General features: G+C 56.4%; 18 protein-coding genes and 1 tRNA gene. 8 read left to right on the forward strand and 11 right to left on the reverse strand.

Going from position 1 to position 18,216, the window contains the following annotated elements; translation table 11 throughout:
- Positions 1-601 precede the first annotated feature (601 nt).
- From ACEN83_RS08240 to ACEN83_RS08250, 3 genes are all read left to right on the forward strand, one after another.
- Positions 602-1,807 (forward strand): acetyl-CoA C-acetyltransferase, encoded by a 1,206-nt coding sequence (locus ACEN83_RS08240; protein ID WP_102673289.1) that lies wholly within the window; start codon positions 602-604, stop codon positions 1,805-1,807.
- Positions 1,808-1,831: 24 nt separating this feature from the next.
- Positions 1,832-3,976 carry a 3-hydroxyacyl-CoA dehydrogenase NAD-binding domain-containing protein gene (locus ACEN83_RS08245; protein ID WP_495579958.1) on the forward strand — a complete coding sequence of 715 codons (2,145 nt, stop codon included), beginning with the start codon at positions 1,832-1,834 and terminating at the stop codon, positions 3,974-3,976.
- Between the two features lie 95 nt (positions 3,977-4,071).
- On the forward strand, positions 4,072-4,794 hold the full coding sequence (locus ACEN83_RS08250) for an amidotransferase (protein WP_007971914.1): 723 nt from the start codon (positions 4,072-4,074) through the stop codon (positions 4,792-4,794).
- A 162-nt stretch (positions 4,795-4,956) separates the two neighbouring features.
- On the opposite strand, the gene ACEN83_RS08255 is transcribed toward ACEN83_RS08250, so the two are convergent.
- The 3 genes from ACEN83_RS08255 to ACEN83_RS08265 form a co-directional block, all read right to left on the reverse strand.
- A complete protein-coding gene (locus ACEN83_RS08255; RefSeq protein WP_102702385.1) occupies positions 4,957-5,928 on the reverse strand; it encodes a magnesium and cobalt transport protein CorA in 972 nt (323 codons plus the stop codon).
- A gap of 163 nt (positions 5,929-6,091) precedes the next feature.
- Positions 6,092-6,814, reverse strand: coding sequence for a lysophospholipid acyltransferase family protein (locus ACEN83_RS08260; protein ID WP_116582389.1), 723 nt, complete (start codon positions 6,812-6,814; stop codon positions 6,092-6,094).
- A gap of 214 nt (positions 6,815-7,028) precedes the next feature.
- Positions 7,029-7,718 (reverse strand): crotonase/enoyl-CoA hydratase family protein, encoded by a 690-nt coding sequence (locus ACEN83_RS08265; protein ID WP_116582390.1) that lies wholly within the window; start codon positions 7,716-7,718, stop codon positions 7,029-7,031.
- Positions 7,719-8,026: 308 nt separating this feature from the next.
- Between ACEN83_RS08265 and ACEN83_RS08270 the strand changes: the two genes are divergently transcribed.
- From ACEN83_RS08270 to ACEN83_RS08285, 4 genes are all read left to right on the forward strand, one after another.
- Positions 8,027-8,116, forward strand: a tRNA-Ser gene (locus ACEN83_RS08270).
- 329 nt (positions 8,117-8,445) lie between these two features.
- On the forward strand, positions 8,446-9,147 hold the full coding sequence (locus tag ACEN83_RS08275; protein WP_495579959.1) for a hypothetical protein: 702 nt from the start codon (positions 8,446-8,448) through the stop codon (positions 9,145-9,147).
- A gap of 10 nt (positions 9,148-9,157) precedes the next feature.
- A complete protein-coding gene (locus tag ACEN83_RS08280; protein WP_495579960.1) occupies positions 9,158-10,267 on the forward strand; it encodes an ImmA/IrrE family metallo-endopeptidase in 1,110 nt (369 codons plus the stop codon).
- Between the two features lie 198 nt (positions 10,268-10,465).
- Positions 10,466-10,780: a hypothetical protein gene (locus ACEN83_RS08285; RefSeq protein ID WP_495579961.1), complete on the forward strand. Its 315-nt coding sequence runs from the start codon at positions 10,466-10,468 to the stop codon at positions 10,778-10,780.
- Positions 10,781-10,876: 96 nt separating this feature from the next.
- Here ACEN83_RS08285 and ACEN83_RS08290 read toward each other — a convergent pair whose 3' ends face one another.
- The 7 genes from ACEN83_RS08290 to ACEN83_RS08320 form a co-directional block, all read right to left on the reverse strand.
- Entirely contained in the window at positions 10,877-12,040 is a 1,164-nt protein-coding gene (locus ACEN83_RS08290) for an Arm DNA-binding domain-containing protein (RefSeq protein WP_495579962.1), read from the reverse strand.
- A gap of 602 nt (positions 12,041-12,642) precedes the next feature.
- Entirely contained in the window at positions 12,643-12,936 is a 294-nt protein-coding gene (locus ACEN83_RS08295; protein ID WP_008048478.1) for a hypothetical protein, read from the reverse strand.
- Between the two features lie 15 nt (positions 12,937-12,951).
- A complete protein-coding gene (locus ACEN83_RS08300) occupies positions 12,952-15,750 on the reverse strand; it encodes a toprim domain-containing protein (RefSeq protein ID WP_495579963.1) in 2,799 nt (932 codons plus the stop codon).
- A 5-nt stretch (positions 15,751-15,755) separates the two neighbouring features.
- Complete coding sequence (locus ACEN83_RS08305; RefSeq protein WP_008048480.1) at positions 15,756-15,989, reverse strand: hypothetical protein; 234 nt, start codon at positions 15,987-15,989, stop codon at positions 15,756-15,758.
- A gap of 71 nt (positions 15,990-16,060) precedes the next feature.
- Positions 16,061-16,426 carry a hypothetical protein gene (locus ACEN83_RS08310; RefSeq protein ID WP_008048481.1) on the reverse strand — a complete coding sequence of 122 codons (366 nt, stop codon included), beginning with the start codon at positions 16,424-16,426 and terminating at the stop codon, positions 16,061-16,063.
- Positions 16,423-16,902 carry a YmfL family putative regulatory protein gene (locus tag ACEN83_RS08315; RefSeq protein WP_495579964.1) on the reverse strand — a complete coding sequence of 160 codons (480 nt, stop codon included), beginning with the start codon at positions 16,900-16,902 and terminating at the stop codon, positions 16,423-16,425. The genes ACEN83_RS08310 and ACEN83_RS08315 overlap by 4 nt, the downstream gene beginning before the upstream one ends.
- A gap of 29 nt (positions 16,903-16,931) precedes the next feature.
- The gene (locus tag ACEN83_RS08320; RefSeq protein WP_204931786.1) at positions 16,932-17,132 is read right to left on the reverse strand and encodes a DNA-binding protein; all 201 of its coding nucleotides are present in this window, start codon (positions 17,130-17,132) and stop codon (positions 16,932-16,934) included.
- 92 nt (positions 17,133-17,224) lie between these two features.
- Between ACEN83_RS08320 and ACEN83_RS08325 the strand changes: the two genes are divergently transcribed.
- On the forward strand, positions 17,225-17,572 hold the full coding sequence (locus ACEN83_RS08325) for a helix-turn-helix domain-containing protein (protein ID WP_495580854.1): 348 nt from the start codon (positions 17,225-17,227) through the stop codon (positions 17,570-17,572).
- Between the two features lie 341 nt (positions 17,573-17,913).
- On the opposite strand, the gene ACEN83_RS08330 is transcribed toward ACEN83_RS08325, so the two are convergent.
- Positions 17,914-18,174, reverse strand: a complete 261-nt coding sequence (locus ACEN83_RS08330; protein WP_495579965.1) for an ogr/Delta-like zinc finger family protein — start codon at positions 18,172-18,174, stop codon at positions 17,914-17,916.
- Positions 18,175-18,216 lie beyond the last annotated feature (42 nt).

Consider the following 18,216-nt stretch of genomic DNA (forward strand, 5'->3'; position numbering starts at 1 on the left):
CGTGGAAGTGCCATGAAGGGTGGCACAGCCACGCTGGCCCGGGTAGCGGGCCAGTCACATTTTGATAGTGGCAATTCAAAAACTGTGACGCCGTATCTCTTGGACGCGACTAGCCAATGACCTTGGTCAGGTTCGGCAGTATCAACAACAGCGTGGTGGCAAAAAGGATGAGCCCGGCTTGACGTACTTTCGATTGTTTGAACATGGCTTGACCGCCTTTATTGTTATTTCCTGATGCCTGCCTGCATAGCTCCATGATGGCAGCGCGTTGCACTTCCTGTAGTGACGAGCGCCTCGGCAAAACCCGACGACAACTTCGTACAAGTTCACCTTAGAGCCCGCGCTGCGCTTGGTTTAGATCCATTTCATATGGTGAGGTTACGATTTGCTTTAAAAAAGGCATGAGGCCTATTGCCAGCTTCTTTGCCGCCCTTTGGCTAGACAGCTTGGTGTCCTGAATCGGTTAATCCGCTCGTTCACGACCGTCCGTCTGAGCGTGTGCGTCAACATCTGTGAGCGCTGCGGTCATTGAATCAAACGTGGCTCGGGCCAAGAGTGGGCGCTCTGCCTTTACTCTCCTGCACTGCGGTTCGAGGACGTCATGACCCAAGCATTGATTTTCGACGCATTACGCACGCCCCGTGGCAAAGGCAAGGCCGACGGCGCCTTGCACAGTGTCAAACCGGTGAACCTGGTGGCCGGTTTACTCACCGCGCTGCAGCAGCGCACGGCGCTGGACACCAGCCAGGTCGATGACGTGGTGCTCGGCTGCGTGACGCCGATTGGCGATCAAGGTTCTGACATCGCCAAGACCGCCGCCCAGGTGGCCGATTGGGATGTCAGTGTGGCGGGGGTACAAATCAACCGTTTCTGTGCTTCGGGGCTGGAGGCGGTCAACCTCGGCGCAATGAAAGTGCGTTCCGGCTTCGAGGACCTGGTGGTGGTCGGTGGTGTCGAGTCGATGTCCCGGGTGCCGATGGGTAGCGACGGTGGCGCCTGGGCGCTGGACCCTGCGACCAACCTGCACAGCCATTTCACCCCGCAAGGGGTGGGTGCCGACCTGATCGCCACCCTTGAAGGCTTCAGCCGTCAGGACGTCGATGCCTACGCCCTGCATTCCCAGCAGAAGGCAGCGCGGGCGCGGGCCGACGGTTCGTTCAACAAGTCGCTGGTGCCGGTGCAGGACCAGAACGGCATCATCCTGCTCGATCACGATGAGTTCATCCGCGCCGAATCGACCCTGGAAGGCTTGGGCAAGCTCAAGCCGAGTTTCGAGATGATGGGGCAGATGGGGTTCGATGCCACCGCGCTGCGGGTCTACAGCCATGTCGAACGGATCAATCATGTTCACACTCCGGGTAACAGCTCCGGGATTGTCGATGGCGCGGCATTGATGCTCATCGGCTCCGAAGCCAAGGGCCGGGAGTTGGGGCTGCAGCCCCGGGCGCGGATTGTCGCCACGGCGGTCACCAGTACCGACCCGACCATCATGCTCACCGGCCCGGCGCCGGCGACCCGCAAGGCGTTGGCCAAGGCCGGGCTGCGGGTCGAAGACATCGACCTGTTCGAGGTCAACGAGGCGTTCGCTTCGGTGGTGTTGAAATTCATCAAGGACATGGCGGTCGACCCGGACAAGGTCAATGTCAACGGCGGTTCCATCGCCATGGGCCACCCGCTGGGCGCCACCGGTTGCGCCATTCTCGGCACGCTGCTGGATGAACTGGAAGCCCGACGCCTGCGGTATGGCCTCGCGACCCTGTGTGTCGGCGGCGGCATGGGCATTGCCACCATCATCGAACGCCTCTGAGCCCGGACTTCAAGGAACCCCGTTATGAGCGAAGCCATTCGTTACGAAAAAGACCAGGAGCACATTGTCGTCCTGACCATCGACCTGCCGGATCAGAGCGCCAACACCATGAACGCGGCGTACCGCGAGGCCATGGCCGACTGCGTCGCGCGCCTGGTGGGCGACAAGGACAACATCGCTGGTGTGATCATCACGTCGGCCAAGAAAACCTTCTTTGCCGGCGGCGACCTCAATGAGTTGATCAAGGTCGGCAAGCCTGAAGCCAAAGCCTTCTACGACATGGTGCTGACCCTCAAGGGGCAGTTGCGCACCCTGGAAACCCTCGGCAAACCGGTGGTTGCGGCGATCAACGGCGCGGCACTCGGCGGCGGCTGGGAGATCTGCCTGGCCTGCCATCATCGGGTGGCGCTGGATAATCCTGCGGTGCAACTCGGCCTGCCGGAAGTCACCCTCGGCCTGCTGCCGGGCGGTGGTGGCGTGGTGCGCATGGTGCGCATGCTCGGGATCGAAAAAGCCCTGCCGTACCTGCTGGAAGGCAAGAAGGTGCGGCCGCAACAGGCATTGCAGGCAGGCTTGATCGACGCGTTGGCGACCGACCGCGAAGATCTGCTGGCCAAGGCGCGGGCGTGGATTCTGGCCAACCCGGTGGCGGTACAACGCTGGGATGTGAAGGGCTATCAGATTCCGGGTGGCACACCGTCGAATCCGAAAGTCGCGCAGATGCTGGCGATTGCCCCGTCTATCCTGCGCAGCAAAACCCAGGGCACGATGCCCGCGCCGGAGAAAATCCTCTGCGCAGCGGTCGAGGGCGCGCAGGTGGATTTCGACACCGCGCACCTGATCGAAACCCGCTACTTCACCGAGCTGACCACCGGCCAGGTCTCGAAAAACCTGATCGGTACATTCTGGTTCCAGCTCAACGAAATCAACGCCGGCGGCTCGCGGCCTCAAGGTTTTGCGCCTTATGTCACCCGCAGGGTCGGCGTGCTCGGCGCCGGGATGATGGGCGCCGGTATCGCGTTTGTCAGCGCATCCGCGGGTATCGATGTGGTACTCAAGGATATCAACCTTGCCGCAGCCGAGAAGGGCAAGGCGCATTCGGCAGCGCTGCTGGACAAGAAAGTCGGCCGCGGACAAATGAGCGTCGAGCAGCGTGACGCGGTGCTGGCGCGCATTCAAACCAGCGAAAACGATGCTGACCTGGCCGGTTGCGACCTGATCATCGAGGCGGTGTTCGAGGATCGTGACCTCAAGGCCAAAGTCTCGTTGGCCGCGCAGAAGGTCGTCGGCGCGGACGCGGTGATCGCGTCCAACACCTCGACCTTGCCGATCAGCGGCCTGGCGTGCGCCGTGCCCGATCAGAGCAAGTTCATCGGCCTGCATTTTTTCAGCCCCGTGGAAAAAATGCCGCTGGTGGAAATCATCAAGGGTGCCAACACCAGCGACGAAACCCTGGCCCGTGGATTCGATTACGTCCTGCAAATCAGGAAAACCCCGATTGTGGTCAACGACAGCCGCGGTTTCTTCACGTCGCGGGTGTTCGGCACCTTCACCAACGAAGGCATTGCCATGCTGGGCGAAGGTGTGAGTGCGGCGATGATCGAGACTGAAGCACGCAAGGCCGGCATGCCTGTTGGACCGCTGGCGATCTCTGACGAAGTTTCCCTCAGCCTGATGAGCCATATCCGCCTGCAAACGGCCAAGGACCTGCAAGCAGAAGGCAAGCCGCTGACAGAACATCCTGCGTTTGCCGTCATCGACTTGCTGCTCAATGAGTTCAAGCGTCCGGGCAAGGCGGCCGGTGGCGGTTTCTACGAGTATCCGGTGGGCGGCCAGAAACACCTGTGGCCGGAGTTGAAAAAACGCTTCGAGAAAGCCGACGGGCAGATTTCGCCAGTGGATGTGCGTGATCGCCTGCTGTTCGTGCAAGCCATCGAAACCGTGCGTTGTGTGGAGGAGGGCGTGTTGACCTCGACGGCGGACGCCAACGTCGGCTCGATCTTCGGCATCGGTTTCGCCGCCTGGACCGGCGGTGCACTGCAGTTCATCAACCAGTACGGCGTACAGGACTTTGTCGCCCGCGCCCAGTACCTGGCCAAGCAATATGGCGAACGGTTCGCGCCGCCTGCGCTGCTCCTGGAAAAAGCGGCGAAAGGGGAGGCCTTCTAAGGGCGCGATGACACATTTCGGGGCTTGCCTTGTCACCGTGTTTCGAGGCAGGCTCTGGGGTGTGCATTATTCCCATCACGTGTCAGGTATTTTTTATGTCGTTACGCATCTGCATTCTGGAAACCGACCACCTGCGTCCGGAATTGGTTGACCAATATCAGGGCTACGGGCAGATGTTCAAACACCTGTTTTCGCAGCAGCCGATTGCCGCCGAGTTCACCGTCTACAACGTGGTACAGGGTGAATACCCAAGCGACGACCTGACATTCGACGCCTACCTGGTAACGGGCAGCAAGGCCGATTCCTTTGGCACCGACCCGTGGATCGAAACCCTCAAGAAGTACCTGTTGACCCGCTACGAGCGAGGCGACAAGTTGCTCGGTGTCTGCTTCGGTCATCAGTTGCTGGCATTGCTACTCGGTGGCAAGAGCGAGCGTGCGACCCAGGGTTGGGGTGTCGGCACCCACAACTACAAACTGGCTGCCAAGGCGCCATGGATGAGTCCTGTACGCGAAGAACTGACGCTGCTGATCAGCCACCAGGATCAGGTCACGTCGCTGCCGGAAAACGCCACGGTCATCGCCTCCAGCGATTTCTGCCCCTATGCCGCCTATCACATCAACGACCAGGTGCTGTGCTTCCAGGGGCATCCGGAATTCATCCACGACTACTCCCGCGCCCTGCTGGAGATTCGTCAGGATGCGCTGGGCCAGCAGATCTACTCCAAAGGCATTGCGAGCCTGGAGCAGGAGCACCACGGCACCACGGTTGCCGAGTGGATGATGCGGTTTGTCGCGCACAAGCCGGCCGCTGTTTAAAACCTGAATGCTTCGCGAGCAAGTCGGATCGCCGCACCGCCGCTCCCACATTGAAATGCGATCAACATGTGGGAGCGGGCTTGCTCGCGAAGGTCGTGAACGATAACGCGCCAAACCTGACAGCCCGCGGTGCTCTCAGGTTTTCCGCGAGCGAGCTCGCTCCTACAACCACCCCGATTTCTTGAAACTCGCCCACAACCCCACGCAGCCCACCGTAATAAACCCCAGCACTCCGAAATAGCCGTAGTGCCAGCCCAACTCAGGCATATTCTGGAAGTTCATCCCGTAAATGCCCGCCACCGCCGTCGGGAAGGCCAGAATCGCCGCCCAGGCCGCAAACTTGCGTTGCACCACGCTCTGGCGAGAGGCCTCCAGCAGCACCCCGACCTCAATCGTCTGGCTGGCAATATCCGCCAGGGTCGTCAGGTCTTCCATCTGCCGCGTTACATGGATCTGCACATCGCGAAAGTACGGACGCATGTTCTTGTCGATGAACGGGAAACTCAGCTTTTGCAGTTCCTCGCCAATCTCCACCATCGGCGCCGCGTAACGACGCAGGCGCAAGACATCCCGGCGCAAGCCATGAAGTTTCTGAATGTCATGCTCATTCAGTGCACTGCAAAGTACGTTGCGTTCCAGCTCATCGATTTCAGCATGGATGGCTTCACCCATTGGCTGGTAGTTTTCGATGACGAAGTCGAGGATGGCGTAAAGTACGAAATCTTCTCCGTGCTCCAGCAGAATCGGACGTGCCTCACAGCGCTGTCGGACATAAGCGTAGGAAGCCGAATGGCCGTTGCGTGCGGTAATGATGTAACCCTTGCCCGCAAATATATGTGTTTCGATGAACTCGAGTTTGCCTTCATTGCGAATCGGCGAGTACGTAACGATGAACAGCGCATCGCCGAAGGTTTCCAGCTTCGGCCGGCTGTGTTTTTCCAGGGCGTCTTCAATGGCCAGCTCGTGCAGGTTGAACTGGCGTTGCAGGTTGTAGAGTTCCTCGGCGTTCGGCTCCTCAAGGCCGATCCAGACAAAGTGCCCGGGTTTTGCCGCCCAGGCTGCACCTTCGTCGAGGGTGATATTGGTGACTTTCTTACCGGCGCTATAAACCGCAGCAGCAACAACTCTACCCATGATGGTGATTCACTTCTTCTTGGCAGCTTTCAATTGGCAACAAATGCAATGGCAGTGTCGATCAGCTTAGCCTCGCAAGGGTTTGAGAGTCAGTTAAATCTGCCGAGTTCGCCGGTAAAGTCTCGCAGGCAAAAGAAAACCCGCACCAGGCGGGTTTTCTTGTTCAGGCGGCTTGCAGTTGCCGGTCCATCGACTCGATGCATTCACGCATCTGCTCGCGGCACTGGGCAATCAGCAGGGGCATGTCGTCCAGGCTCAATCCGGCGGTGGGAATCGCCGGCAACGAGCGAATCAGGATCTTCCCGCTGCGCCAGCGGTTCAATCGCATGTGTTTGACGTAACTGCTGACACACACCGGCACTATGGGTACCCCGGCGGCAATGGCCATTTGGAAGGCGCCTTTCTTGAAGGGCAGCAACTCTTCGCCCAGGTTGCGCGTGCCTTCCGGGAACACCCAGATCGAGGTGTCTTTGTTTTGCAGGGTGTGGGTGGTGGTCAACATCGACTGCCGCGCCTTGTGCGCATTGCCGCGGTCGATCAGCACATTGCCGGCCAGCCAGAACAGCTGCCCGAACAGTGGCACCCATTTCAGGCTCTTTTTGCCGATGCACACGGTACGGCGGGGCACCACGTTGCCAAACACGAACAGGTCGTAGTTGGACTGATGATTGGCGACGATCACGCAGCTGTCAGGTTTATCCATCAACGGCCCGACTTCCGCCTTAACCCGCAAACGCAAAATACACATGGCCGGCCACGCATACAGGCGTGCGCACAGGCGGCTGTTGTCCGGGTTGAAAGGGCGGCACAGGCCGAGGATTACACCCAGCACACCTGCCACGATAAAATGCAGGCCCATCAATGACATACGGAACAAAAACAGCATTTACAGGCCCCACCGGGACAAAAGGTGGCGCAGTGTACGGATGTGCACTGTTTTCGGCAATTGCTGCCAGAGTAGTGAGCGATAGCCGATGTTTGTGCTGATGTTTCCGACTAATGGGTCAGGCACGGTCTAGAGCCATCACAGATGTTTAACCAGGACAGGTACGAAAAAGCCCGACGCGACGGTCGGGCTTTTCGTTGCAGCAGATCCGGGCTTAACCCAAATGCTCCTGGTCCTGGATGATCGCGTTGTCCAGGGCCTCCAACAGTGCTTTGCGCACTTTCAACTTGGTGTTCTTGTGCGCGGTCATGTTGATCTTCTTCAACTGACGAGCCGCCGCCAGTGCCGTGACTTGCAGTTCTTCCGCCGACACCACGACATCCAGGAAACCGGCAGCCACGGCGCCTTGTGGATTGAACATCTCACCGTTGACCACCGAGCGCTGAAGCGCCACTTTGTTCAGGCGGTCACGGGCGATCTCGATGCCCGCGTGGTGCATGGTCATGCCGATCTGCACTTCGTTCAGGCCAATGCTGAACGGACCATCTACGCCGATGCGATAGTCGGCCGACAACAGCAGGAATGCACCCTTGGCCACCGCATGCCCCGGGCACGCCACGATCACCGGGAAAGGGTGCGACAGCAGACGGCGGGCCAGGGTCGAGCCGGAGGTCACCAGTGCCACGGCTTCTCTAGGACCCGCCGTCATCACCTTCAAGTCATAACCGCCAGAGAGAATGCCCGGCTGCCCGGTAATGATCACCACCGCACGATCAGTCACTGCCCGATCCAGCGCAGCGTTGAACTCGGCAATCACATCCGGGGAGATGGCATTGACCTTGCCATTGCTCAAGGTCAGGGTCGCGATACCGTCTTCGAGATGGTATGAAATCAACTCACTCATGACGCTATTCCTTTCAATAAAGTTGGGCAGACGTTACCCACCGCCGCAGGCCAGGTAAAGCGCCGTGACTGACCCGCCAGTCACCCTTTGCCCGCACGCCAGGCGCAGCCCGCCGCGCCTGCTGCACATTCCCCTCTATATAGAGGAGGGCACGAAGCCGGAGATTGGCCGGTTTGCCATGGCCCGGAGGGAGCGCAAACGCTGAATCGCGTTAACCGCATGAAAATTCTGAAAAAAATGTTTGCCATCGGAAAAGCTTTCGACTACATTAGCGCGCCTCGACAGACAGAACATGTTTGAAGAGATACGGTGAAGTGTCCGAGTGGCTTAAGGAGCACGCCTGGAAAGTGTGTATACAGGAAACTGTATCGAGAGTTCGAATCTCTCCTTCACCGCCACATTCTGAAAACACAAACCCCTGATTTTCCTAGAGAAAGTCGGGGGTTTGTGGTTTTTGGCGTCTCAAAAATACCCATATGGGACCAATATGGGACTGGAGAGCTATTTTTACTCTCAGATTGCTGTGACCCATTGGCGGCTATTAATCGCTCCAAGCTAGGCAGAGGGCGAGCCGTCGATAGGAAGCAATAACGGACGCGGATCATGGTCGCATGCCGGCAAATGGCCCTGAACAGACTACGAAGCATTCTCGGCGAACGGTCATTGCGTTTCCGCTTTTTATACCTCAACATGAGGGACAAATTTCGGAAACAGGTAAGGAGCGGCGATGAGCACATTTGAACTGACAGCCTCAAACGCTTTCACTCGGCGAGCGACGATTTTTGATGAGCCTGCGGAGGTGGAAGTACGTTTGCGGGAGCTGCATTCTGACTTGGGCCCAGTCCTCCTCCGTGACGCCATTACTGGCGGTCTCCGAGGACGCAATGAGACCAATCGTGCGTCCGCGCCGACGGCGGCTGGTGTTCAGCAATGGTTCAAGACTGTTGAAGACCTGCGCACTTTATTGGCGACAGCTCACTGGCATATCCATGAACAGCAGAACTGCCCTTTCATCAGCTCGCCTGACCGGAGTATTTCGATCGTCGTCATGACTGGCAACAGCGAGACTGGCAAAAATGGTATTGATGAGCCCACGAATCAGGCTGAGAAAGGAGCAGTTGCTGAGGGCTTTGTTTATAAAAACAATCGTCAGTTAGAACTGTTCAATAGTGCCTCGTTCCAGTTTGCCAAGGACCACCATAAAGAAACTCAGGTCTGGGCGTTGCTTTATCACTACGATAAAGTGCTTAAAGAAGTTCGATATGAATTGTCCTTGCCGACCGGGTTCGGTAATAAAAAAATTACCAACTGGGGTATTCGGTTGCTCTTAGGAAGTGTTTCTAATAATCCCGATGATTTCACCATTCGTAAAGATGAATCAAATTCTCAGATTTCGGTGGAAGTAGAGCCTAAATTAGGCAAGTTTTGAGTAAGTAGCTATGTCCGAAGTAAATCCAAAGCAAATCACATTTGCCAGGGTGAGAAGACGCATCACTAAAGCTCAGTTGGCAAAGGAATTAGGTATCTCTAGTCGTAGTTTGCAGAATTACGAAACCGGGGCGACTTATCCTGATTCAGCGGCCTTAGAAAAAATCGCAAAACTGCTGAACTTTCCTCAGCAGTTTTTTTTCATTGATGAAGATATGCCAGAGCTGATGGAGCATTCGGTAAGCTTTCGTAAACTCTCAAAAATGACTGATGCATTGAAAGCTTGCACATTTGCAACAGGCGCCATCGCGTTTAGAGTCAACCACTGGATAGAGGAAAGATTTAGTCTTCCCTCGGCGGGGCTACCTGACCTGAGTGATCTTGGGCCTGAGGAGGCAGCTGCCACACTCCGCCGCGCATGGGGACTAGGTAATGCACCGATTCCCAATATGATCCACCTGCTTGAGTCGAAAGGCATTCGTGTTTTTTCGCTGGCCGAAGAAACACGAGAGGTGGATGCTTTCTGTACATGGTATGAGGGTAAGCCATTTGTTTTCCTTAACACCATCAAGTCTGCAGAGCGGAGCCGCTTTGACGCTGCGCACGAGCTAGGCCATTTGGTGCGCGACGTTTACACCATGCAGCATGGCCAAGCCCACGGACCTGAAATGGAGCGACAGGCAGATGCATTTGCTGCAGCCTTTTTAATGCCTAAGGATAGTGTCGCTGCTAATCAGCCACCCGCTTATACGATTAAGTATCTGATGAAACTCAAGCATTATTGGGGTGTGTCACTTGCAGCTATGGCATATCGATTTAACTCGTTGGGATTGGTAAGTGAGTGGAATTACCGAAGTCTTTGTATTGATATCGCTAAAAGTGGATATCGGACTAGTGAGCCAGAGCCGATGGAGCGAGAAACATCGCAACTACTCACTAAAGTGTTAGACGCTTTACATAGCCGAAAGCAAGGTCGTCGTGAAATTGCGGAAAGCTTAAGTGTGAGTATAGATGAAATTAATGCTTTAACCTTCCAGTTGACAAGGTTGTCAGTCGTTTCAGGAGGTGTAACTAATGGGGTTGCAGCTAAGAAGGGCTCTCCAAAGTTGAGGCTTATATAACAGAAATCGGTTCCTTGGCCGAATTGATGAGCTGGACTACTTCTAACGCCGTTTATGTAAAAGAGGCCCCCACACCGACGCCAAGTGTGGGGGCCTTTTTTTGTGGCCGAGGAAACCACCACCCCATAGACTGGTGCACCACCCCTCGGTCCTATGGTTTGCGCACGGGGGCCACTCACTTGAAACGGACTTGATCCTATGACCCCGCCACTGAGCAATCCCTACAACTACCCACCGGCCGAGCCAGCAGTAACGTGGCATCAGGTGACGGAAGCCGTTGCACAGCTTTCGCTCCCGCTCGGAATCGCTCTGCACCAACGCATCAATGATGTCACCCAAGCCCGGGCCCCCGGTATTTTCGTCGACGCCCTGGGAGAGTTGGAGGGTTACTTAGCTGCCTTGGACGATGCCAAACTGTTGAGCTTTGAACGCCAACGCCTAATCAAGGATTACGTGATGCGCGGCTGGACAGCCTGGCGGGCGAGTTTTGCTATAGAAGCGAGGGAGCAATGAGCATGGTCTGTTTTGGTCAGGATCACCGTCGAGGTATTCAGAGCGCTATGGGCGGGCAAAGTGCGATGCGCCAATTAAGACGCAATAGCTAAACCTCTATAGCTTCAGTGCTAATTGCAACATCCCGACGACATCCGGTCCGTCCTCGTTGATCCACGTCCCATAGTGCTGGCGGATCATGTTCCCGTTGGTGTGGCCCATCTGCTCGGCGATCCAGTCGATCGACGCTATGCCTGTCGTCAGCAACTGGCTGGCGTAGGTATGACGGCACTGACCAGGTCCGCGATAGCGAACCCCGGCCGCGAGCAAGTGAGCCTTGAAGAACCGATCCCGCACCACGAAGTCATTGACGTGAGGCAAGCCGCTTTTGGTGTTCAGGAAGACGAAGTGCAATTTGTGTTGCCGCACAGTCTTGTTGTCCCGCTCAACAATATCGACTGTCTCTGACTTCTTTATCCGGTTCAGTGCATCGATTTTGCGCAGTGCATCCCAGGCGGGCGCCAGCAGGCGGACCTTGCGCGTTGAACGCCGGGTTTTAGTTACGCGGTACGCGCCGCGTACTTTGGACCTACGAAATGTCACAGTGCCCTGTGTCAGATCGACATCCTCCCAGGCCAGGGCAATTGTTTCTGAAACCCGAGGTCCGGCCCATATCATGAACTGAACCATCAACAACTCTTGTGTGCGGTTGGTCGGCGTTTCGAGGATCTGTTTGATTTCCGCCCTGGTGAAAGGGTCCGGTGCCTCGGGATCGGGCAGACGAACCATCAACCCCTCGGTCGGGTCGTGCGCGACCTTCATGCGGGTGCGGTACAACCTGAATACCTGCCGAACGTTGCTGATGATGTCGCGGATGGTCTTGTTTTTGAGCGTTTTGGACAGCGTTCCCTGGATCCATTCCTGCAGGTCCAGGTGATCGATCTTGTTGATCTGTACCTTTCCCCAGCGCGGCCGCACGTGGACTTCGGCTTTGTTTGCATAACCTCGATAGCTTGATGCCGCCACGCTATTGGCCTTGATCTTCAACCACAGGTCCAGATAGTGGCCGAAGGTGTTTTCGACCAACTTGGAAGAGTTGGGGAAGTGTCTTGCGTAATCAAATGTGCCGGCTTGGATCTCATATTCGATGATGTCGACCAGGCGTCTTGCCTGGGCCACTATGGCCGGTGTGTTGCCCCCCGGGATTGATTCTCGGCATTTTTCCCCGTTGTGTTGAAAATAGATTCTCACGGAATTACCGCGAGCTTCGACCCCACTCATGTGAACCCCTAAGGCTGTGCTTGTGTGCCGACAGTCTGACGACCGGAAACAAAAAGGCCCGTTTCCGGGCCAAGTATCTTGATGTGCATCTTCTAGTGGACGCGGCTCATTGCTTAGGCCGTTGCTTGCGAAGATGGGCATTCATCAATTGGCGTTGCCGGCTGCATTTCATATGTCTGCCTTGGGCGCGCCACCTGCCGCACTGGTCGCAAAGACTGGTGTAGTCGATGTTCCAGGGGAAACGCTTTCCACTGATCTCGGCGGAGCTACTAGACATTGTGTTCAGTCCCCATGTCAGTGGTACTGGGCCACCGGGATGGTATGGCGAGCAGTTGGGCTATTAACGCCGCATCACTTTCACTCAGTTCGCCCAGGGTGTTGGCCATCTGACTTAGGCTTTCGAGGCGCGTCCGTGATTCGGGCGTTTTGTGTACCAGGTACCCGATCACTGCAGAGCCGATGATCGCGGTGGCCACTAGGTGCCGCGCCGGTGTGTTAGCCTTCGTGCCGCTGCTACTTTGGTGCTGTGCTTGCATGGTGTTGCCCTCTGTGGTGGTTGGTGTCGGGGAGGTGCAACTCCTCGACACCGCATTCATTTCAGGTCAGTCCTTGCGGGCCAGGTGGATCACCAGGCCGTCAAAATGTGGCTCGTCCTCGACACGCGATTGCCACTCCAAAACCCTCAAGATTTGCTGTCTGCTGCAGTCGTCCACCAGGATCTCGCGCTGGCCACCTGCTGCCCGGACTTCCAGGATCTTCAGCAAGCCATCCTCCCCATAAGCACCCGCCTGGATAATCGGCGCGCTTTCTCCCGTGAAGTCCAGACGGTCCTGAACTGCCTGTAGCTTGCTTGTCTTGCCGTCGCCGGCATTGCCAATAAACACTTGGATTTGCATCGGTCTTACTCTCCTTTACGCCTTGAAAGTCCAGCACTTCACTGTGGTCGGCCGGGGTTGTGAGCATGGATTGCGATTGTTGAAAGCAGCGCGTACGGCGCTGTGTACTGCCTTGTTGCTATCCAGGAACTTGCGGGAACGGGATTCTTTGAGCAGATCGCGCAACGTGGCCACATCGGCCAGCTTCTGTTTGTGTTCGGCGGCACGTTCACAGAATTCGTTGAGGTTGATGGCAATCACGGTGGGGTCGCTGCTGTGGTCCACCACCGGATCCTCGCTCAAGGATTCGAGGTAGTCGTAGACCTCCCAAAACTCGGCCACGGCCGCATGGTCGGAGCTGATCGACGCCTGGCGCTCGATGGCCATCCGTACGATCTGGCGCTGGGTAGCAGCGACCTGAGGATCACTCAGCTTGAGAACCAGGCGAAGGCCGTCCAGCAGCGAGAGCAGTTGCGCGTGGTTCTTGCTGATCCGCTCGACACGGATGTACCCGCGCAAGTCATAGCCGCAACTACTGCAGTTGCCCTGGTCGCTGGTATAGGCCGTGCTGCAGGCGAAACAGTGGGTATGCAACCGGCGCAGTTTCGCTTCGTGTTCGGACATACGTTGGGCGAACAGCTCAAGCACCGCGGACTCTTTGCCCACGGCTCGCAACAGGAAGTGACTGAGGGTACCGCCATCCAGTGCGTTGAGCTGATCAGCTGCAGCACGGCTTTCCGGTGTGACGGTCGGGCGCACAAAGTGCAGTTTTACGATGCGCGTCATGATCGCTTCGTGGGCGACCACGGCCGCGTTTTGACTGATAGCGATCGTTCCCCTAAATGGGGGCTCGTACGTCTCGTTGCCGGCCGTCTTGACGCCTTTCGTGGCTAACGTACCGCCGCCGTAAAAGTCTTTCAGTTCGTCCCACTCAAATGTTTTTGCGTGTGCCCGATCTTCGCTATGGCGGTCGGCTTCCAGGAACACTACCGGCATGCCGGAAACCTGGCCCATTAGGCGAGAGCGCCCGGCCTTCGTGGATTTCATAGGGTCGAATCCTTCATAGCCTTCGCGTCCGAGTAGTTTCCAGAGCAGGTTCAGCAGAGTGGTTTTGCCGGCGCCGGCTTCACCGGTGGCTTCCAAAAACGGGAATGATTGGTAGCGGGCGCGGATCTGTTCGCAGAACAGCGAGCCGAAGAAGAACACCAAGGCGACGAAGCCCTGGGCGCCGAAGCAGGTCCACAGCAGTTGCACCCACTTCTCGTCAAAGCCCTTTGCTTCGCGCTGCAGCTTGATGGGGACGCCCTTCTGCAGGGTTTTCAGGCGTAGCTTGCCGAACTCGAAATAGTCTTCACTGTTGACCTTGTAGGTGGTGCCGTCCTTGATCGCGATATCGCCGTAGACATAGCAGGTGTACTCCTTGCTGTAGCCCACGTAGTCAATCGTCGAAACGGTTTTGATGCCAAACAGTTGGTCCTTCATGAGCTTGTCGAGCTGCTGGCCACTGCCAGTAAACATTGCACCTGCCGCCATGCCGAGCAGCCGCTTTTTGAATTCGCTTGCGGCCGACAGCTGGCCGCTGGTGAAGGTGTTTTTCACACTTTCAGAGTCGTGCGGGAAGTCCACGCGCAGGTAGTACCAGGACTCGTCCGTTACCTCGTTGCGCTGGAAATACAAGGCTTGCGGGTAGCAGTTGGCAATCTCTACGACGCTGCCGGACTGCTGCAGCGCCTTCTCGCGCTGTTGCGACTGGTTCAGCAACTGATCGTCGTGGTTCTCGCTGTCCTCGATGTCGGACATAGCCCGGTTGAATTTCTCCATGTCCAACTTGAACCAATACAGGCGGCTCCCAAAGCCCAGGTGAAATTCCCCGCGCTTGTTCCAGTCGTACATGAGCAATGCCTTTTCCGCTGCGCTCTCTGCCAGCAGCAATGCTCCTTGGTGGCGGGCCTGCTTGAGGTCGGTGGCGATCTGTTCGGCACGTTTAGTGTCGTCTTGGATGAAGCTCCAGCGCTGATGGAGGTCGTTCCAATCAGACTTACGGCCGTCGCGTTGCGGGATCTGTGCTGACTCGCAGACGAAGCCAAGGGCCCGGGCTTCGCGCACCCAACGCCGGGTGTATGCGTTAGCGCTGGGCTCGTTATCAAGGGCCCACACCAACTTAGGCAGCTTCCCTCCCTCGCGGGTCTTAGCCAACGCCTTGAGCGAGTCTCCAGGGAACGCTGTCGAGGACATGGCCGATACGGCCGCGATGTCGTTGTGTACCAAAGCGATGGCGTCGAAGATCCCTTCGACGATCCAGATTTCCTTGGCTTCAAGAAGGTCGACGCAGGGAGGGCACCACCAGACGCCGCGATAGCTGTCCTTGGATTTGAAGCGGGCCTTCATCTTGCCGAAGCGGTGCGGCTGATCGATCAGGCGTTCCCACCAGCCGCCTTTTTCCAGGGCGAAGCGCACAGTGGCGCTGCCAGCGTTGTGTTCAGGGGAGTAGAAACTTTCCTGAGTGAACCAACCCTGGATCAGCTCAAACCGAAAGCCACGGGCGAACTCCAGGTACGCACGCGCAGTGGCGTTCGGGTGCTGGTCTGTAGCCGGCGCACGCTTGCTCCAGTCTTCGAACAGATCGTCGTACAGTTCTTTAACATGCAGGGTGTGGCCACACTTTTCAGGTCGGCCACAGATCACCATCCATGGGGTATCGAACCTGGAGTACAGCTCTTTCTTTTTGCACTTGGGGCAAGTGCCGCCGCGCATGTAATCGGTGCCTGTGCGATGTTTCAGACCGAAGTCGGATTGGAGGCGTTGCAGCACGTCGTGGCGAAGATCTTCTTTCATGGGGGTTACTTCACTGCTTTCAGGCTGTGGGTTAGGGCTGCCATAAGGCTTTTTTGCGCAGCCATTGCCGGGACGTGTGCGAGAATTGCGCCGTGGCGCAGACCGTCCGCAACGAAGCGGAATTGATCGGCATACCAGTGTTCATTGAGGCTCAAGCGATATTGCTCACGCAGGGCTACCAGCAGTGCTTCAGCCTCGACGGGTGTCAGTTTCGCGTTGATGTTCATGGCGTTTTCCATCGTCAAACCTCAATTTTGGGCGCAGCTCACCCAAACCCACGGCGGTGGGACAGGCGATTTGTTGGGGGGGATTACGAAGCGGTGACGCGGAAGCGGCCGTTATCAGGGGCGATAAGAATGCGTTCGTAGATCAGGCTGACTGGGATTGCCCAGGCTTTTCCGGTGGCAGTGTCGAAGATGACGGTGTGCGTGGACGTGCTGCTGGCAATGTCAATTCGTTGCCGATTGCTGGCTGCCACCATTTCGCTGCTGGCCAGGTGCACCAGCTTTTCGGCTGTCCGAGTCAGGACATCGTAATCCGCAATCAGGTGTTGCACGGCACGGTCAAACAGTTGCTGATCGTCGCCGAGGTGTTCGCACCGGTGCCGCTCAAGGAATACGAGAGCTGCGGCTTGAAGCGTGTCCTGATACTCCTGTACTGCGGGCAGGTTATTCACTGGGCTTTCCCCGGTTTTACGCGGTATAAGTCGATGGCTGCCAGTACTTCGGCGTGTCGTGCGGCCATGTGTAGATTGTGAGCGTGGAGGATGATTTTGGCCTCTCCCTCGTTGATCAAACCATCCTCCAGCGCTTGGGCAATTGCCTGGTCAACACAGCCGCGTTTGGCTGAAACCTGAACTGATCGCGCATACAGCTCGACGTTATCCAGCGTTTCCGGGTCGGCGATCGGTACAAACAACCCGCCGTACATGAGCGCAACAAAATTCGGCAGATGATAGGTGCCGCACTCTTTTTCCAGTATGTGAACCTGAACATCGCTGAGCGGACTGCAGCTCGCGTTTTCATAAGCATGGTTATCGAACTTTTTGACGTTCATTCCCAAACGAGCTGCAGCGCCTTCGCGTCCATCTGGGAAGCTACGAATGATCTTGCGTATAACGTCCTTGCGAGTCTCTAGAACTAGGCTTTTCATCTTCTACTTTTCCCTGTTTGTCAGCGCCGTTACCCTTCGATAACGCCGTCTTTGATGTTGAGCAGTACGGCGGCGCGATGTGCCTCCCCACGGCGACCTTTGATCCGACCGTTCAATAGGTCGCTGACTAAATTTTTGTTCAATCCGTTTTTCCGGCTGAACGCCGCAATACTCATTCCTTTGCGATCCAAGGCCTCTCGGGCTTGCTCGGGTGTAACGGTGGCGGGCATAGTGCGTACTCTGTTCGGTTGTGTTTACTTGTGTTTCTCTGTGGTGATTCTTGGTCAAAAAAATGATCAAGTCAATGGTGGTGACTAAAAAAATGCTCATAGCGGATCGAGTGGGTGAACGTCTAAAGGAAGAGCGCGAGCGCTTGGGTCTGAATCAAACAGAGTTTGGAGTGCTTCTGGGGGTAAGCCGGGGATCACAAAAAAACTATGAACTGGGAGCGAGTTCGCTCGACCTTCGCTATGTTGCAGCGCTTGAGGAACACGGCGTCGATGCAGCGTTTGTACTGACTGGGCGTCGTTCGACGCCGCTTGGCCAACAGTTCACAGCGGCTGAGGAGGAACTGATAAATCAGTTCAGGAGCATTGCGGAAGAGGACCGAAAGGCGATCCGCCGTTTTCTTGAAGCCATGGCCGCCGATGCTGCGAGGAAATCGAATTAACTTGTTACAAAACCCACATGGCATTAGCAGTCTTTAACGTTTTACCGCTGATTACCGCCCCGATATCGTCGATTCAGCAATGCACTTTACGGAGTAGTTAGCATGTTGGATCGCACAGTAGGCGACGTTGGGGCGGTTGAAGTATCAGATATTGAATGGCATCCATTGACGAAAGTTGAGCGTCGTCTGATTTGTTTCCATCGACAGTTGACCGATGAGGAACAGCGTCAACTATATCGATTGGCCGAGCTTTTGTTTCAGACCAGAGAACCTACATAATCTGGTCAGACCTCGTCGGCTATGACAAGTCGCCGACTCTATAGGGGCAGGGGGCTTGTATCTTACGCAACGGCAGGTGACGCGAGTTGCTCAAACAATTCTCGCTGTTTAGCCCTCGGCATATCACGAAGGCGATCAAATAAGAGACGGTCGACTACTTCCGCAGATGGTCTCAAGGTGTGAGAGAAGGTTAGGGTGGTCACCCAGGTGTGACCACAGCTAACGGATAAGCATTGACAGTACAGCCTTGCAAATTCCAACGACAACTCTTCACGCGAAGCGATCCGACCTTTCCCGCTACATTCCTTACAGTAAATTCGCATAGCCCCACCCACCGTATTCACAGAGGGCTATTTTGCCACACA

The sequence above is a fragment of the Pseudomonas sp. Pseusp49 genome (assembly GCF_059491875.1).

Excerpts from the sequence above, each read along its gene's own strand:
- ACEN83_RS08245 (WP_495579958.1), top strand. The coding sequence starts at position 1,832 with ATGAGCGAAGCCATTCGTTACGAAAAAGACCAGGAGCACATTGTCGTC.
- ACEN83_RS08275 (WP_495579959.1), top strand. The coding sequence starts at position 8,446 with ATGAGCACATTTGAACTGACAGCCTCAAACGCTTTCACTCGGCGAGCG.
- ACEN83_RS08260 (WP_116582389.1), bottom strand. The coding sequence starts at position 6,814 with ATGCTGTTTTTGTTCCGTATGTCATTGATGGGCCTGCATTTTATCGTG.
- ACEN83_RS08330 (WP_495579965.1), bottom strand. The coding sequence starts at position 18,174 with ATGCGAATTTACTGTAAGGAATGTAGCGGGAAAGGTCGGATCGCTTCG.
- ACEN83_RS08300 (WP_495579963.1), bottom strand. The coding sequence starts at position 15,750 with ATGAAAGAAGATCTTCGCCACGACGTGCTGCAACGCCTCCAATCCGAC.
- ACEN83_RS08285 (WP_495579961.1), top strand. The coding sequence starts at position 10,466 with ATGACCCCGCCACTGAGCAATCCCTACAACTACCCACCGGCCGAGCCA.
- ACEN83_RS08290 (WP_495579962.1), bottom strand. The coding sequence starts at position 12,040 with ATGAGTGGGGTCGAAGCTCGCGGTAATTCCGTGAGAATCTATTTTCAA.
- ACEN83_RS08325 (WP_495580854.1), top strand. The coding sequence starts at position 17,225 with ATGCTCATAGCGGATCGAGTGGGTGAACGTCTAAAGGAAGAGCGCGAG.
- ACEN83_RS08315 (WP_495579964.1), bottom strand. The coding sequence starts at position 16,902 with ATGAAAAGCCTAGTTCTAGAGACTCGCAAGGACGTTATACGCAAGATC.
- ACEN83_RS08305 (WP_008048480.1), bottom strand. The coding sequence starts at position 15,989 with ATGGAAAACGCCATGAACATCAACGCGAAACTGACACCCGTCGAGGCT.
- ACEN83_RS08280 (WP_495579960.1), top strand. The coding sequence starts at position 9,158 with ATGTCCGAAGTAAATCCAAAGCAAATCACATTTGCCAGGGTGAGAAGA.
- ACEN83_RS08320 (WP_204931786.1), bottom strand. The coding sequence starts at position 17,132 with ATGCCCGCCACCGTTACACCCGAGCAAGCCCGAGAGGCCTTGGATCGC.
- ACEN83_RS08240 (WP_102673289.1), top strand. The coding sequence starts at position 602 with ATGACCCAAGCATTGATTTTCGACGCATTACGCACGCCCCGTGGCAAA.
- ACEN83_RS08255 (WP_102702385.1), bottom strand. The coding sequence starts at position 5,928 with ATGGGTAGAGTTGTTGCTGCTGCGGTTTATAGCGCCGGTAAGAAAGTC.
- ACEN83_RS08250 (WP_007971914.1), top strand. The coding sequence starts at position 4,072 with ATGTCGTTACGCATCTGCATTCTGGAAACCGACCACCTGCGTCCGGAA.
- ACEN83_RS08265 (WP_116582390.1), bottom strand. The coding sequence starts at position 7,718 with ATGAGTGAGTTGATTTCATACCATCTCGAAGACGGTATCGCGACCCTG.
- ACEN83_RS08295 (WP_008048478.1), bottom strand. The coding sequence starts at position 12,936 with ATGCAAATCCAAGTGTTTATTGGCAATGCCGGCGACGGCAAGACAAGC.